Origin of the sequence: Streptomyces sp. NPDC004065 (assembly GCF_044903565.1) — a bacterium.
Classification (GTDB): Bacteria; Actinomycetota; Actinomycetes; order Streptomycetales; family Streptomycetaceae; genus Streptomyces.
In genome coordinates this window covers 154,203-168,379 of the sequence record NZ_JBJDQT010000017.1, presented here as the reverse complement: position 1 = coordinate 168,379, position 14,177 = coordinate 154,203, and the positions used below count along the sequence as shown (strand labels likewise).

The 14,177-nt window shown below is 75.3% G+C and carries 11 protein-coding genes and 1 pseudogene; 9 read left to right on the top strand and 3 right to left on the bottom strand.

The annotated features are described in order from the left end of the window. Nucleotides 1-374 precede the first annotated feature (374 nt). The 4 genes from ACI2LW_RS19585 (at nt 375) to ACI2LW_RS19570 (ending at nt 4,296) form a co-directional block, all read left to right on the top strand. Complete coding sequence (locus tag ACI2LW_RS19585) at nt 375-1,547, top strand: ArsA family ATPase (RefSeq protein ID WP_404732459.1); 1,173 nt, start codon at nt 375-377, stop codon at nt 1,545-1,547. Between the two features lie 81 nt (nt 1,548-1,628). Beyond that, nucleotides 1,629-2,228 carry a DUF5304 domain-containing protein gene (locus tag ACI2LW_RS19580; RefSeq protein ID WP_404732458.1) on the top strand — a complete coding sequence of 200 codons (600 nt, stop codon included), beginning with the start codon at nt 1,629-1,631 and terminating at the stop codon, nt 2,226-2,228. 181 nt (nt 2,229-2,409) lie between these two features. Beyond that, nucleotides 2,410-3,363, top strand: a complete 954-nt coding sequence (locus tag ACI2LW_RS19575; RefSeq protein ID WP_404732457.1) for an ROK family glucokinase — start codon at nt 2,410-2,412, stop codon at nt 3,361-3,363. A 174-nt stretch (nt 3,364-3,537) separates the two neighbouring features. Continuing rightward, on the top strand, nt 3,538-4,296 hold the full coding sequence (locus tag ACI2LW_RS19570) for an endonuclease/exonuclease/phosphatase family protein (protein ID WP_404732456.1): 759 nt from the start codon (nt 3,538-3,540) through the stop codon (nt 4,294-4,296). Between the two features lie 95 nt (nt 4,297-4,391). Here the strand turns inward: ACI2LW_RS19570 and ACI2LW_RS19565 are convergent, their stop codons facing one another. Both ACI2LW_RS19565 and ACI2LW_RS19560 read right to left on the bottom strand, forming a co-directional pair. Then, nucleotides 4,392-4,985 carry a hypothetical protein gene (locus ACI2LW_RS19565; RefSeq protein ID WP_404732465.1) on the bottom strand — a complete coding sequence of 198 codons (594 nt, stop codon included), beginning with the start codon at nt 4,983-4,985 and terminating at the stop codon, nt 4,392-4,394. Nucleotides 4,986-5,250: 265 nt separating this feature from the next. Then, complete coding sequence (locus tag ACI2LW_RS19560) at nt 5,251-6,030, bottom strand: alpha/beta hydrolase (protein ID WP_404732455.1); 780 nt, start codon at nt 6,028-6,030, stop codon at nt 5,251-5,253. A 183-nt stretch (nt 6,031-6,213) separates the two neighbouring features. Between ACI2LW_RS19560 and ACI2LW_RS19555 the strand changes: the two genes are divergently transcribed. The 5 genes and pseudogenes from ACI2LW_RS19555 to ACI2LW_RS19535 all read left to right on the top strand — a co-directional run bounded on the left by ACI2LW_RS19555 (nt 6,214) and on the right by ACI2LW_RS19535 (nt 11,523). After that, entirely contained in the window at nt 6,214-6,996 is a 783-nt protein-coding gene (locus tag ACI2LW_RS19555; RefSeq protein WP_404732464.1) for a lysophospholipid acyltransferase family protein, read from the top strand. Between the two features lie 66 nt (nt 6,997-7,062). Further along, nucleotides 7,063-8,292 (top strand): annotated as a pseudogene (macS, locus tag ACI2LW_RS19550) (MacS family sensor histidine kinase); the annotation flags it as partial. A 284-nt stretch (nt 8,293-8,576) separates the two neighbouring features. Then, complete coding sequence (locus ACI2LW_RS19545; protein ID WP_404732454.1) at nt 8,577-9,254, top strand: response regulator; 678 nt, start codon at nt 8,577-8,579, stop codon at nt 9,252-9,254. Between the two features lie 154 nt (nt 9,255-9,408). Next, on the top strand, nt 9,409-10,437 hold the full coding sequence (locus ACI2LW_RS19540) for a 6-phosphofructokinase (RefSeq protein ID WP_404732453.1): 1,029 nt from the start codon (nt 9,409-9,411) through the stop codon (nt 10,435-10,437). 90 nt (nt 10,438-10,527) lie between these two features. Then, a complete protein-coding gene (locus ACI2LW_RS19535) occupies nt 10,528-11,523 on the top strand; it encodes a 2-hydroxyacid dehydrogenase (protein ID WP_404732452.1) in 996 nt (331 codons plus the stop codon). On the opposite strand, the gene ACI2LW_RS19530 is transcribed toward ACI2LW_RS19535, so the two are convergent. Next, complete coding sequence (locus ACI2LW_RS19530) at nt 11,475-13,382, bottom strand: anthranilate synthase family protein (protein ID WP_404732451.1); 1,908 nt, start codon at nt 13,380-13,382, stop codon at nt 11,475-11,477. The genes ACI2LW_RS19535 and ACI2LW_RS19530 overlap by 49 nt on opposite strands. Between the last annotated feature and the right edge of the window lie 795 nt (nt 13,383-14,177).

The window sequence follows — 14,177 nt, the reverse complement described above, 5'->3', positions numbered from 1 at the left end:
AGCCCCGCGTGGGGTCCGGGGCGAAGCCCCGTGGCGGCAACTCCTCTGCCCACCGAGTCGGGCGGGTCGGATGGGGCAGAGGGGGGTGCGGGGGGCGCAGCCCCCGCCCGGGGTGCAGGGGCGGAGCCCCGCGTGGGGTCCGGGGCGGAGCCCCGTGGCGGCAACTCCTCTGCCCACCGAGTCGGGCGGGTCGGATGGGGCAGAGGGGGGTGCGGGGGGCGCAGCCCCCTGCCGGGGTCTGGGGCGGAGCCCCAGGGACGGTGCCGCCTCACCCCACCGAGTCGGGCGGGCGGGTGGGCAAAGCAAACGGGGGCGCGGGGCCACACACCGGGGGTGGCCCGCCCCAGGGGCGAACCCGGATAGCGTTCACCCTCATGCGCACCCTCCTGATCACGGGCCCCGGCGGCAGCGGCCGTACCACCGTTTCCGCCGCCACCGCCCTGGCCGCCGCCCGTGCCGGCACGAACACCCTCGTCATCAGTGCCGACCCCACGGACACCCTCGGTGCGGCGCTCGGTGTGCCCACCGGCGCGAAGCCGGTGCCGGTCGAGGCGCGCCTCAGTGCCTGGCGGCCCGATGCCGCCGCCGCGTTCCGGCAGGACCTCGTCGACTTCCAGGACCGCGCCGCGAACGTCCTCGACCTGCTCGGGGCGACCCCGCTCGACGCCGAGGAGGTCACCCCGCTGCCCGGCGCCGGGGAACTGGCCCTGCTGCGGGCCCTGCGGGACGCTGCCCTGTCGGAGCGGTTCGAGCTGCTGGTCGTGGACCTGCCGCCGGCCCCCCAGGCCCTCGCCCTGCTCGCGCTCCCCGAGGAGCTGCGCCGCTACCTGCGCCGTCTCCTCCCGCCCGAGCGGCAGGCGGCCCGCGCGCTGCGCCCCGTCCTGGGCCGGCTCGCCGGCGTGCCGATGCCGGCGGAGTGGCTGTACGAGACGGCGGCCCGCTGGGACGTGGAACTGGCCGCCGTGGAGGCCGTCGTCGAGGACGCCGGCACGACCGTGCGGCTGGTCGCCGAACCGGGCCCGGCCGGCGCCGACGCCGTGCGGGCCGCCGCACTCGGCCTCGCGGTGCGCGGCCTGCCCCTCGAAGCGCTGGTCGCCAACCGGGTGCTGCCCGAGGCGCCCGCGGACTCCTGGCTGGCCGGCCCGGTCGCCCAGCAGCGCAAGGCACTGGACGAGTGGCGGGAGACGTACGCCGTGCACCCTGCCGCCCATCTGGGCCGGGACCCGCGCGGCACGGACGACCTGGCCGCCCTCGCGCCGCCCGGCGCCGGCGCGGCGCCGGAGCGGGCCGGGTGGCCGGTCGCCGACCGGCTCGCCGAGGACGGGGTGCTCGTGTGGCACATCCCGCTGCCCGGCGCCATACGGGACGAACTGGACCTCATCCGGCGCGGCGACGAACTGCTGCTCGCCGCCGGGCCGTTCCGCCGCGTCGTACCGCTGCCCTCGGCGCTGCGCCGCTGCACCGTCGACGGGGCCGCGCTGCGCGAGGGCGAGCTGCGCATCCGGTTCGTGCCCGACCCCGCGCTGTGGCCGGGCGCGTCCCGGTGATCCGCCGGGACCGGCGGGAGATGAACCGCGTACCCCCGTTCGGGTAACGTCGTAAGGACGAACCGTAGTCAGGAGTCCGTCATGAGCGAAGAGCGCCCACCGTCCGACGACGCTCGCGACGACGCCGCCCGGGAGCCGGTCGCGGACGAGGCGCCGCGGGGTACGGACGGGGACACCGCCGAGCACGGTACCGGCGGGCGGGGCACCGCCGCGGACGCCGCCGACGCCGACGCGTGGGCCACCGCCTGCGGCGAGGACCTCGAGGCGGAGAAGGCCCGGCGTCGCGCCGCGTACGGCCCGCCCCCGGGCTCGGCCGCCGAGGAGCTGCGCCGGCTCGTCGACACGGTCGCCGACAAGCTGTCCTCCCTCCGGTCGCCGCTGCTCGGCCCGGTCGCCGGACCGGCGGCCCAGCAGGTGGTCCGGCAGATGGTGCAGCAGGCCAGGGCGGCCGTGGAACCGGTCGTGGAGCGCAACCCGGACGTCTTCGACCACCTCGCCGCGGCCGGCGGGGAACTCCTCGCCGCCTACCGCTCCGCCGTGCAGGCCCAGGAGCGGCGCTGGACGTCCCGCCAGGGCGCCGCGGAGGACGACCCGAGGAAGCCCGGCAGCCACCGGGAGGGCCCGGACCGCCGGGACCGCGGTGAGGGCACCGCCGGCGGGGAACGCATCGACCTGGACTGACCGGCCGACCCGACCGGACTGACGGGCCGACCCGACCGTCCGACCGTCCGCCGCCCCGCCCGCCGGGGCCGTCCGGCGGGGCCGTCCGGCAGGGCCGTCCGGCGGGCGGACGACGCGAATCCCACCGCAGTGCCTCGGGTACGGTTGGCCGTAGCGGGGCTCGACCGAAACTGAGGGATTCATGGGACTCACCATCGGCGTCGACATCGGCGGCACGAAGATCGCGGCCGGCGTGGTCGACGAGGAAGGCAACATCCTCTCGACCTTCAAGGTGCCGACCCCCACCACGCCCGAGGCCATCGTGGACGCCATCGCCTCGGCGGTGGAGGGCGCACGCGCGGGGCACGACATCGTCGGTGTGGGCATCGGCGCCGCCGGTTACGTCAACCGGCAGCGCTCCACGGTCTACTTCGCACCCAACATCGACTGGCGCCAGGAGCCGCTGAAGCAGAAGGTCGAGGCCCGCGTGGGCCTCCCGGTCGTCGTCGAGAACGACGCCAACGCCGCGGCCTGGGGCGAGTACAAGTTCGGCGCCGGCAAGGGCCACCGCAACGTCATCTGCATCACCCTGGGCACCGGCCTCGGCGGCGGCATCATCATCGGCAACAAGCTGCGCCGCGGCCACTTCGGCGTGGCCGCCGAGTTCGGCCACATCCGCATGGTGCCGGACGGCCTGCTGTGCGGCTGCGGCTCGCAGGGCTGCTGGGAGCAGTACGCCTCGGGCCGCGCGCTCGTGCGGTACGCCAAGCAGCGCGCCAACGCCACCCCCGAGAACGCCGAGCTGCTGCTGTCCCTGGGCGACGGCACCCCGGACGGCATCGAGGGCAAGCACATCTCCATGGCCGCTCGCCAGGGCGACCCGGTGGCCGTCGACTCCTACCGCGAGCTGGCCCGCTGGGCCGGCGCGGGCCTGGCCGACCTGGCCTCCCTCTTCGACCCGTCGGCGTTCATCGTCGGCGGCGGCCTGTCCGACGAGGGCGAGCTGGTGCTGGACCCGATCCGCAAGTCGTACAAGCGGTGGCTGGTGGGCGGCAACTGGCGCCCGGTCGCCGACGTGATCGCCGCCCAGCTGGGCAACAAGGCCGGCCTGGTCGGCGCGGCGGACCTGGCCCGGGAGCCCGACCCGATCATGTGAGTGGGCCGGGGCGCGCCTTCGGGTGCGCCCCCGCGGTCTTCCCATGGCAGGACTCCGGCCGTCAACCGCCGGCCACCGGCCGCGCGCGCCCGGGCGGGCCCCGGACGTCAACCGCCGGCCACCGGCCGAGCACGGCCCGGGCGGTCCCCGGCCGTCGCGGAGGCCCGGCGGCGTATGTTGATCGTCATGCTCTTGCCCAACTCGCGTACGGAAGCCGACGGTTCCGCCGTCGTGCGCGTACTGAGCTACAACATCCGCTCGATGCGGGACGACACCGCCGCCCTCGCCCGGGTGATCGGCGCCTGCGCGCCCGACCTGGTGCTGCTCCAGGAGGCGCCGCGTTTCTTCCGCTGGCGCAAGAAACTCGCCCGGCTGGCGGCCGCCTCCGGACTGGTGATCCTCACCGGGGGCGCCACGGCCGCGGGGCCGGCCGTCCTGTGCTCGCTGCGGGCCACTGTCGAGCGGACCGAGGACGTGCTGCTCCCGCTCACCCCCGGGCGGCACCGCAGGGGCTTCGCCACGGCCGTCGTCCGGTTCGGGGGCGCCCGGGTGGGCGTGCTCAGCTGTCACCTCTCACTGGACGCCGAGGAGCGCCGGGAACAGGGCGGGATGCTCCTGGACCGGGTGGCCGGGCTGGGCGCGGAGCATGTGATCGCCGGCGGCGACCTGAACGAGCGGCCGGACGGGCCGACGTTCGGCCGGCTCGCCGCCGCGCTCCAGGACTGCTGGGCGACCGCCCCGTGGGGCGGCGAGCACACCTGGACGCCGGGCGACCCGTACCAGCGCATCGACGCGGTCTTCGCCACCCGGGGCGTCGAGGTGCTCGGCTGCGGGGTGCCGCACGGGCACCCCGGCGTCAGCGAGGCCGACCTCCGGGTGGCCACGGACCACCTGCCGGTACTGGCCGCACTGCGGATCCCGGCGGGGACATAAGGCCCGGGAGAGGGGGGCGTAACGCCAGGGGGGGAGCGGTCGTGACGCCCGGGGAGGGGCCGTAACGCGCGGGGGAGGGGGTGCCCGCCCCGAGGTCAGACCACCGCCCCCCGGCCGGGGTCGTCGTCGTCCTCGTCGCCGGGGTTCATGCGCACCACCAGCGTGGCGAAGCCGCCGAGGAAGCCGCCCACGCAGACGGTGGTGAGCCACCACGTCATCTCCCAGCCCAGCAGCACGGCCAGCAGGAGCAGGACGGGACCCCCGATCACCGCGAGCCAGGCGAACTTCGCGGTCACGTCCGCGTCCGGCAGCGGCGGCGGCTCGGGCGGTACGAAGTGGCCCTCGTCATCCGCGTAGTCGTCCCCGGACCGCTCGGGCGGCGAGTAGTCCCGGGGGCCGACGCCGGGGGCGAAGGACACCGAGCCGCCGAGGGGCCGTGCCGGGGCCGGGCGGTCACCGCCGGGCCCGGGCCGGTCCGGCCGCTCGCCGTCGTGCCGTTGGCCGTCCGGCCGCTCGCCGTCGTGCCGTTGGCCGTCGGGGCGCTCGCTGTCCGTCCGGTCCGTCCCCTGCCGCGGCTCGCCCGGCGGGTCCCCGGGCAGGTCGGTGTCCGGCAGCGGCAGGTCCCGCACGGGGCGGTACGGCCGCGCGCCCGGCGGGTCCGGGGGCTCCTCGCCGTAACCGGCGACGATGGCGGCCCAGGCCGCCTCCTCGTCGAAGGGGACCCCGGCGCCCTCGCCGGCCGGCCCGTCGCCGGCAGCGACGGCACCGGCCGGGTCCGCGCCGCCGGCCCGGTCGGCGGGCGCGCCCGCACCCGGGGGATCGGTCCGCCCCACCGCGCCGGCGGATTCCGCCTGCTCCGCCTGCTCCACCTGTTCCGCCCGCTCCACCGGCTCCACGGGTCCGACAGGCTCCGCCGGCTCGCGGCTCTCCCGGTTCTCGCGGTCGGAGTCGTGCTCAGCCACCTGCGGCCGTCCCTTCCTTGCCGACACTGGGTGCGAGCCGGCCGATGAAGGCGTGGCTCTCCTCGAAGATCCGGTCCGCGTCATGGTCCAACGTCGCCACGTGGTAGCTGTGTTCCAGCAGGACCTCGGTGACGTCCAGCGAGGAGACGCGGCCGAGGACGTGGGCCGGGTCGGCCGGGGGCACCACATGGTCCCGGGTGCTGCGCAGAAGCAGCAGCGGCTGCGTGACCTGCGGAAGCTCGCCGTCGAGCAGCCGGAAGAAGACCCTCAGCGAGTGCGCGGCGTGCAGCGGCACCCGGTCGTAGCCCAGCTCGGCGGCGCCCTCCTTGGCGATGTCGCTCGCGATGCCCCTCGTCGTGCGCACCAGGTGGCGGGCCACCGGAAGCGCGTACGCCGACAGGCCGTGCACCTTGCAGGCCGGGTTCACGACCATCACGCCGGCGACCGCGTCCCCGTGCCGGGCGGCCAGCCGCAGCGCCAGGGCGCCGCCCATGGACAGACCGCCCACGAACACCCGCGCGCACCGCTCGCGCAGCGCGCGCAGCTCCCGGTCCACCTCCGCGTACCAGTCCTGCCAGCCGGTGACCTGCAGGTCCTCCCAGCGCGTGCCGTGCCCGGGCAGCAGCGGCACGGACACGGTCAGACCGCGCCCGGCGAGGTGCTCCGCCCAGGGGCGCAGCGACTGCGGGGAGCCGGTGAAACCGTGGCAGAGGAGCACGCCGATCTCCCCGCCCTCGTGGCGGAACGGCTCGGCTCCTGGGAGGACCGGCACGTCGGTGCTCCTGTTCGTGGCAGGGGAGGCGGGCACGCCGGGCGCGGGCGCGCCGGCGATCGCGGGTACTTCACCGTACGCGACGGCACTGACACCGACCAGGGCCGTCGGCTCCTTCACGCGCGCTTGGGGTTATGGTCTGATCGGCACACACAGGAAGGCAATCGGTTGTTCTACGGCACGATGAAGGTCGCCATCGGCGGGCCGCTGCGGCTCGCCTTCCGGCCCTGGGTGGAGGGCCAGGAGAACATCCCGGCCGAGGGCCCCGCCATTCTGGCGAGCAACCACCTGTCGTTCTCCGACTCGTTCTTCCTGCCCGCGGTGCTGGACCGCAAGGTCACCTTCATCGCGAAGGCCGAGTACTTCACCACGCCCGGTGTGAAGGGGCGGCTGACCGCCGCGTTCTTCAAGGGCGTCGGCCAGCTCCCGGTGGACCGCTCCGGCGCGCGCGGCGCGGGCGAGGCGGCGGTCAGGAGCGGCATCGAGGTCCTGGAGCGGGGCGAGCTGTTCGGCATCTACCCGGAGGGCACGCGCTCGCCCGACGGGCGGCTGTACCGCGGCAAGCCCGGCGGACTGGCGCGCGTGGCGCTGGCCACCGGGGCGCCCGTCATTCCGGTCGCCATGATCGACACGGAGAAGATCCAGCCGCCCGGGAAGGTGGTGCCCAAGCTGATGCGCCCGGGCATCCGCATCGGCCGGCCGCTGGACTTCCGCCGCTACCAGGGCATGGAGCACGACCGGTTCGTGCTGCGCGCGGTGACCGACGAGGTCATGTACGAGATCATGAAGCTCTCCGGCCAGGAGTACGTCGACATCTACGCGACCGCCGCGAAGCGGCAGATCGCGGAGGCGGCCAAGGCCGAGAAGGAGGCCGAGAAGGCCGGGCGGGAGGCCGAGAAGGCGGCCCGCGCCGCGCTGGAGAAGGCCGAGAGGGAACAGGCGGAGAAGGAGAAGGACGCCCGGTAGCACGGGACGGACGGGGCGGGTCGGCGCGGCGGGAGGGCCGCGGCCGCCCGGACGACGAGGGGGGACATGCCCAGGCGCGAGCGCGTCATGAGGATGTCGGTCGAGCAGCCGCTGTGGCGCGCGCTCGCCGGCTACCGGGTGCTGACGATGTTCTACGCGGTCGGCCTGTTCGCCACCGCCTACGACCGGTTCCCGCGCCCGGGCATCGCCATCGCGTACTACTGCGTGCTGTGCGTGTGGACCCTGGCCACGCTGCCCAGGGTGGCGAGCGCCGCCCGCTGCACCAAGCCCTTCCTGGCCGCCGACCTCGCCCTGGCGCTGACCGGCATCCTGCTGACGCCCCTGGCCGACGCCCACGAGCGGATCGCGGACGGCGGCCCGACGCTGCCCTCCATCTGGACCGCCGGCTCCGTCCTCGCCTTCGCGATCCGGGGCGGCTGGCGCTGGGCCGCCCTCGCCTCCACCGCGGTCGCCGCCGCCAACCTGGTCGAGCGCGGCTCCCCGGCCCGCGACACCGTGCACAACGTCATCCTGGTCTGGGTCGCCTCCATCGCCATCGGCTACGTGGTCGAGGTCGCCCGTGCCTCCGAGCGCACCCTCGCCCGCGCCCTGGAGATCGAGGCCGCCACCCGTGAACGCGAGCGGCTGGCCCGGGACATCCACGACGGCGTGCTCCAGGTGCTCGCCATGGTGCAGCGGCGCGGCGCGGTCATCGGCGGCGAGGCGGCCGAGCTGGGCCGGCTCGCCGGTGAGCAGGAGGTGGCGCTGCGCACCCTGGTCTCCGGCGGGCTCGTCCCCGTCTCCCGGGTGTCCGAGGACGCCGCCGAGGGCGCGGTGGTCCGGCTGGTGGAGGACGAGGAGCCCGGCGACGGCGGCCCCGTCGACCTGCGGACCCTGCTCGCGCCGTACGCCGGCTCGCGGATCGCGCTGGCCGAGCCGGGCGCCCCGGTGCCCCTGCCGGCCGCGGTGGCCCGGGAGGTGGCCGCCGCCGTCGGGGCAGCGCTGGACAACGTGCGCCGGCACGCCGGTGAGCGGGCCCGGGCCTGGATCCTCGTCGAGGACGAGCCGGGGTCGGTGACCGTGACGGTGCGCGACGACGGGCCCGGCATCCCGCCGGGCCGCCTCGCCCAGGCCGAGCGGGAGGGCCGGCTCGGCGTGGCCCAGTCGATCCGGGGCCGGCTGCGCGACGTCGGCGGCACGGCCGAGCTGATCTCGGTGCCCGGCCAGGGCACGGAGGTGGAGCTGCGGGTGCCGGCGGGACGGGCCCGGGGCGGCCCGGAGGGCGCGCGGGCCGAGCGGGGCACGCGGGACGACCGCGGTGCGCGGGACGAACGGCGTTCGCGGGGCGGGCGCGGCGGGGAACGCACGGCGCCGCGCGCGCGGGACGAGCGGGACACGGTGAGCGACCGGGACACGGTCAGCGACGGCGGCACGGTGAGCGACCGGGGCACGGTGAGCGAGCAGGGCCCGGTGAGCGAGCCGGGCGTAAGGGGCGCGCGGGGCGCCGGGGACACGGACGTCGCGCGAGCCGCGCGGGACGGGAACGGCGCCGCCGGGGCGCGGGGGAGGGCACAGGGCCGATGAGCGGTGAGCAGGGTCCGATCAAGGTCATGGTGGTGGACGACCACCCGATGTGGCGCGACGCGGTCGCCCGCGACCTGGCCGAGTCCCGCTTCGAGGTGGTGGCCACCGCGGGCGACGGTGAGCAGGCGGTGCGCCGCGCCCGGGCGGCCGCGCCCGACGTGCTGGTCCTCGACCTGAACCTGCCGGCCAAGCCGGGGGTGCAGGTCTGCAAGGAACTGGTCGGCGCCGATCCGGCGCTGCGCGTGCTGGTGCTGTCCGCGAGCGGGGAGCACGCCGACGTCCTGGAGGCGGTGAAGTCGGGCGCCACCGGCTATCTGCTGAAGTCGGCCTCCACCCAGGAGCTGCTGGACGCGGTGCGGCGCACGGCCGCCGGCGACCCCGTGTTCACCCCGGGCCTGGCCGGGCTGGTCCTCGGCGAGTACCGCCGCCTGGCCGCCGAGCCCGCGCCCGCCGCGGACACCGGCGAGCCGAAGGCGCCCCGGCTCACCGACCGGGAGACCGAGGTGCTGCGCCTGGTCGCCAAGGGCCTGAGCTACAAGCAGATCGCCGAGCGGCTGGTCATCTCGCACCGCACGGTGCAGAACCACGTCCAGAACACCCTCGGCAAGCTCCAGCTGCACAACCGGGTGGAGCTGGTGCGGTACGCCATCGAGCGCGGACTCGACGGCGAGTGAACCGGCGGCCGGGACGGCCCTCACTCTTTCGAGTGGATTCGCCCGATTCAACTACCGGACATTCGGCGGTAATTGGGCTTTTCGCCCAGCCGTGAGTGGCCTCCGTCACCTTAGCGTGACCCTCACCAGGCAACCGCGGTGAGAGGACAATTCCATGCGGGTGGGAGTACTGACCGGAGGCGGCGACTGCCCCGGGCTCAACGCCGTCATCCGGGCCGTCGTCCGCAAGGGCGTGCAGGAGTACGGCTACGAGTTCGTCGGCTTCCGGGACGGCTGGCGGGGACCGCTGGAGAACGACACCGTCCGCCTCGACATCCCCGCGGTGCGCGGCATCCTGCCCCGCGGCGGGACCATCCTCGGCTCCTCCCGCACCAACCCCCTCAAGGAGCAGGACGGCATCCGGCGGATCAAGGACAACCTCGCCAAGCAGGAGATCGGCGCGCTGGTCGCGATCGGCGGCGAGGACACCCTGGGCGTGGCCGCGCGGCTCAGCGACGACTACGGCGTGCCCTGCGTGGGCGTCCCCAAGACCATCGACAACGACCTGTCGGCCACCGACTACACCTTCGGCTTCGACACCGCGGTCGGCATCGCCACCGAGGCCATCGACCGGCTGCACACCACCGCCGAGTCCCACATGCGGGTCCTGGTCTGCGAGGTGATGGGCCGGCACGCCGGCTGGATCGCCCTGCACTCCGGCCTCGCGGGCGGCGCCAATGTCATCCTCATCCCCGAGCGGCGCTTCGACCTGGACCAGGTGTGCGCCTGGATCGCCTCCCGCTTCAAGGCGTCCCACGCCCCGATCGTGGTCGTCGCCGAGGGCGCCATGCCCAAGGACGGCGACATGGTCGTCAAGGACTCCTCGCTCGACTCCTTCGGGCACGTGCGGCTGTCCGGGATCGGCGAGTGGCTGGCCAAGGAGATCGAGCGGCGCACCGGCAAGGAGGCCCGTACCACCGTCCTCGGGCACGTCCAGCGCGGCGGCACCCCGAGCGCCTTCGACCGCTGGCTCGCCACCCGCTTCGGGCTGCACGCGATCGACTGCGTCCACGACGGCGACTTCGGCCGGATGGTCGCCCTGCGCGGCACCGACATCGTCCGCGTCCCGATCGCGGAGGCCACCGCCCGGCTGAAGACGGTCGCCCCCGAGCTGTACGAGGAGGCCGGGGTCTTCTTCGGCTGACCCGCGGCCGGGCCGCCGCGGCGACCGTGATCCGGTCCCGTACGGGTATGGGCCGTATCCTCGGCCCATACCACTACCGCGGGAGTGTCGATGGAGATCCTGGCCTTCGGAGTGCAGGCCGACGAGAGGCCACTGATCGAGCACGCCTTCCGGGACCACCACGAGGTCCGCTGCCTGGACGTCCCCCTCAACGAGGACACCGCCCCGATCGCGGCCGGCTACGAGATCGTCTCCTCCAGCGTCAACGCCGACCTCGGGGCCCGCGTCCTGGAGACGCTCGCCGCCGGCGGCACCCGGATGATCGCCCAGCGCTCCACCGGCTTCAACAACATCGACCTCCAGGTCGCCGAACGGCTCGGCATGACGGTCGCCCGGGTGTCGTACTACTCCCCGTACGCCGTCGCCGAGTTCGCCTGGGCGCTGGCGCTCGCGGTCAACCGGCGCGTGGTGCGGGCCTCCGCCCGCACCCGCGACTTCGACTTCCGGCTGGACGGCCTGATGGGCCGTGACCTGCACGGCCGCACCGCCGGTGTGCTGGGCACCGGCAAGATCGGCGAGGCGTTCGCCCGGATCGCGCACGGCTTCGGCATGCGGCTGCTCGGCTGGGACGTCGCCGAGAACCCCGCCTGCATGGAACTCGGCATGAAGTACGTCTCCCGCGACCAGCTGCTCGCCGAGTCCGACCTGGTCTCCCTGCACGTCCCGCTGATGCCCGAGACGCAGAACCTGATCGACGCGGCCGCCCTGAAGGCCATGAAGGACGACGCGATCCTGGTCAACTCCAGCCGCGGCGGCCTGATCGACACCGCGGCCCTCGTCGCCGAGCTGCGCGAGGGCCGCTTCACCGGCGTCGGCCTGGACGTGTACGAGGCGGAGGCGGGCCTGTTCTTCGTCGACCGGTCCCTGGAGGCGATCGAGGACGACATCCTGGCCCGCCTGGTCACCTTCCCGAACGTGCTGGTCACCTCGCACCAGGCGTACTACACCGAGGACGCCGTCCGGCAGATCGTCGACGCCACGGTGCGCAACGTCATCGACTACAGGACGGGCCGCCGTTCGGAGAACGTGCTGGTGCCGCGCACCTGAACCACCCGCGCCACCAGCTCCCCCACGATCGCCGCGCCGTTCAGCGTCAGCACCGACTCGGGGTGGAACTGCACCCCGGCGAAGCCCGGCCCGCGCAGGGCGTGCACCTCGCCGGAGGCGCTCCGGCTCACCTCGACGCCGAGCGCGGCCAGCTCGCGGTGCGCCTCGTCGTCGCAGCGGGCCACGAAGCTGTTGTAGAAGCCGACGGTCTCCGGGCGCCCGAACAGGTCCACCGTCGTCTGCGCGCCCTGGTACGGCACCTCCTTGCGCGCGATGTCGAGGCCGAGCTCCGCCGCGATCAGCTCGTGCCCCAGGCAGACGCCGAGCACACCGTGCCGGTGACCGGCGATCACCTCGGAGGTCAGCGCCCGCAGCAGGCGCATCTTCGGGTCGGACAGGTCCGAGGGGTCCCCGGGGCCGGGCCCGAGGACGACGGGCCCCCGGTGCGCGAGCACCGCCTGCCGCAGCCCGGGCTCGTCGTAGCGGCGGACGGTGACGGCGAGCCCCGAGGAGCGCAGCACGTGCGCGAGCATCGCCGTGAAGGTGTCCTCGCCGTCCACGACTAGGGCGTGCCCGGCCACCTGTGCGGTCCGCTCGCGCATCCGCAGCCAGAACGGCGCCAGCGAGGCCCGCCGCCCGTCGAGGGCCGCCCGTACCCGCGGGTCGTCCGCCAGCCGGGGCAGCGCCCGTTCCGCCCGCGGCCGGGCGGGCCGTACGCCGAGCGCCGCCAGCACGCCCGCGGCCTTGGCGTGCGTCTCGGCGACCTCGCCCGCCGGGTCCGAGCCGCGCACCAGGGTGGCGCCGACCGGGACGCGCAGCCGCCCCGCGGCGTCGATGTCGGCGGTGCGGATCAGGATGGGCGAGTCCAGCGTCTGGGCGCCGCCGCGGTCGCGGCCCAGCAGGGCGAGGGCGCCGGCGTAGTAGCCCCGGCCCCCGGCCTCGTGCCGCTCGATGACCCGGCAGGCGTTCTGCACCGGCGACCCGGTGACGGTCGCGGCGAACATGGTCTCCCGCAGCACCTCCCGCACGTCCAGCGACGACCGGCCGCGCAGCTCGTACTCGGTGTGCGCCAGATGCGCCATCTCCCGCAGCCGCGGTCCGACGACGACTCCGCCCATGTCGCCGACCGTGCACATCATCTTGAGCTCCTCGTCGACGACCATCGACAGCTCCTCGATCTCCTTGCCGTCGGCGAGGAAGCCGAGCAGGTGCTCCGGGGTCGGCCCCCCGGCCGGGTAGCGGTACGTCCCGCTGATCGGGTTCATCACGACGGTGCCGCCCGACATCCGCACATGCACCTCGGGGCTCGCGCCGACCAGCGTGCGCCCGCCCGTCCCCGGTCCGTCCCCGGTGTGCACGACGAACGTCCAGTACGCGCCCCGCTCGCCCTCCAGCAGCCGCCGGAACAGCGCGAGGGCGTCGGCCCGCCCGAACCCCGGGATCCGGCCCTGGTAGGTCCGGCGGATCACGAAGTTCGCGCCCGCGCCCGCGCCGATCTCCTCCTCGAGCACACGCCCGACGATCCGCGCGTACTCCTCGTCGTCGACGTCGAAGCCGCCGTCCTCCACCCGGACCTCGTGGCCGGGCAGCTGCGCCAGCGCGTCGGCCAGCGGGAGGGTGTACGTCTCCTCGGGGCTGAGCACCAGCAGCGGCGTGCCGTCGTCGCGGACGTCGAACCCGCGCTCGCGGATCTGGCGGAACGGGACCAGCGCCAGCCCCTCGTCCGGCAGGTCGGCCAGGCGGTCATGGGCGCGGACCGGGCCGAGGAACACCTCGACCACGTCCTGGTCGTGCCCCGGGGTGCGGCGGCGGAGCAGCGCGAAGGGCCGGGGGTCGTGCGTCAGCCGTGCCAGGTCCATGGATCCTGTCCCTCTTCCGTCGGTGCGTCGATGTCGTGGTGTCGTCGTCGATGCCGGTGAGGAACGGCCGCCCGGGCGCCCGAAACGCCGAAGGCCGCCCCTCGGGCGGCCTTCGCGAAGTGTGGATACGCGCAGTCAGCGGGCCGCCGGAGAAGCGGTCCACCACCAGTTCTTCTGGCAGGTCTGGGCGGAAAGCGCGAACATGCCCCGCACCCTACCCCATCCCCGGCGGGCGCCGGGGCCGCGGGTACGCGCCGGGGAACCCCCCCGGGCGCGGGGAAGCACAGCCCGGCATGCGGCGAGAAGCAGCCCCGGCACGCGCCGGGCAAGCATCCTCGGCCTGCGGCGAGAAGCAGCCCCGGCACGCCGGGCAAGCACCCCCGGCGCGGGAGGGCAAGCACCCCCGGCGCGGGAGGGGAAGCATCCCCGGCTTGCGGCGAGAAGCAGCCCCGGCACGGGAGGGGATGCAGCCCCGCTGCGAGACGGAAGTACCCCCGCCGCGAGACGGAAGCACCCCCGGTGCGCCGGTCCCGGCCCGGGTCCGTGCCTTGTGGCGGTCCGCCGGGCGGGGGAGCCGCCGGGGCCGCTCCCGCACCAGTGGGGCGGTGGTCCGGGACGTCCGGGGGTGCAGGTGAGGCGGCCGGGCACGGCCGCCGCCCGGCCGCTGCGGCGCCCCCGCGCGGTCGCCCGGACGCACCACAGCGCGGTTTCCCGCGGGCGGGCGCGGTGGAAGAGGGCGTCCGTCGCGCCGGAGCAGATTGTCGTACCGGCGCGTCCGCGGTCCTCGCCCCACGG

What these genes read in the sequence shown, in the direction of transcription:
- ACI2LW_RS19570 (WP_404732456.1), top strand. Translation starts at nt 3,538, where the DNA reads ATGTTGATCGTCATGCTCTTGCCCAACTCGCGTACGGAAGCCGACGGT.
- ACI2LW_RS19585 (WP_404732459.1), top strand. Translation starts at nt 375, where the DNA reads ATGCGCACCCTCCTGATCACGGGCCCCGGCGGCAGCGGCCGTACCACC.
- ACI2LW_RS19540 (WP_404732453.1), top strand. Translation starts at nt 9,409, where the DNA reads ATGCGGGTGGGAGTACTGACCGGAGGCGGCGACTGCCCCGGGCTCAAC.
- ACI2LW_RS19575 (WP_404732457.1), top strand. Translation starts at nt 2,410, where the DNA reads ATGGGACTCACCATCGGCGTCGACATCGGCGGCACGAAGATCGCGGCC.
- ACI2LW_RS19545 (WP_404732454.1), top strand. Translation starts at nt 8,577, where the DNA reads ATGAGCGGTGAGCAGGGTCCGATCAAGGTCATGGTGGTGGACGACCAC.
- ACI2LW_RS19580 (WP_404732458.1), top strand. Translation starts at nt 1,629, where the DNA reads ATGAGCGAAGAGCGCCCACCGTCCGACGACGCTCGCGACGACGCCGCC.
- ACI2LW_RS19555 (WP_404732464.1), top strand. Translation starts at nt 6,214, where the DNA reads ATGAAGGTCGCCATCGGCGGGCCGCTGCGGCTCGCCTTCCGGCCCTGG.
- ACI2LW_RS19530 (WP_404732451.1), bottom strand. Translation starts at nt 13,382, where the DNA reads ATGGACCTGGCACGGCTGACGCACGACCCCCGGCCCTTCGCGCTGCTC.
- ACI2LW_RS19535 (WP_404732452.1), top strand. Translation starts at nt 10,528, where the DNA reads ATGGAGATCCTGGCCTTCGGAGTGCAGGCCGACGAGAGGCCACTGATC.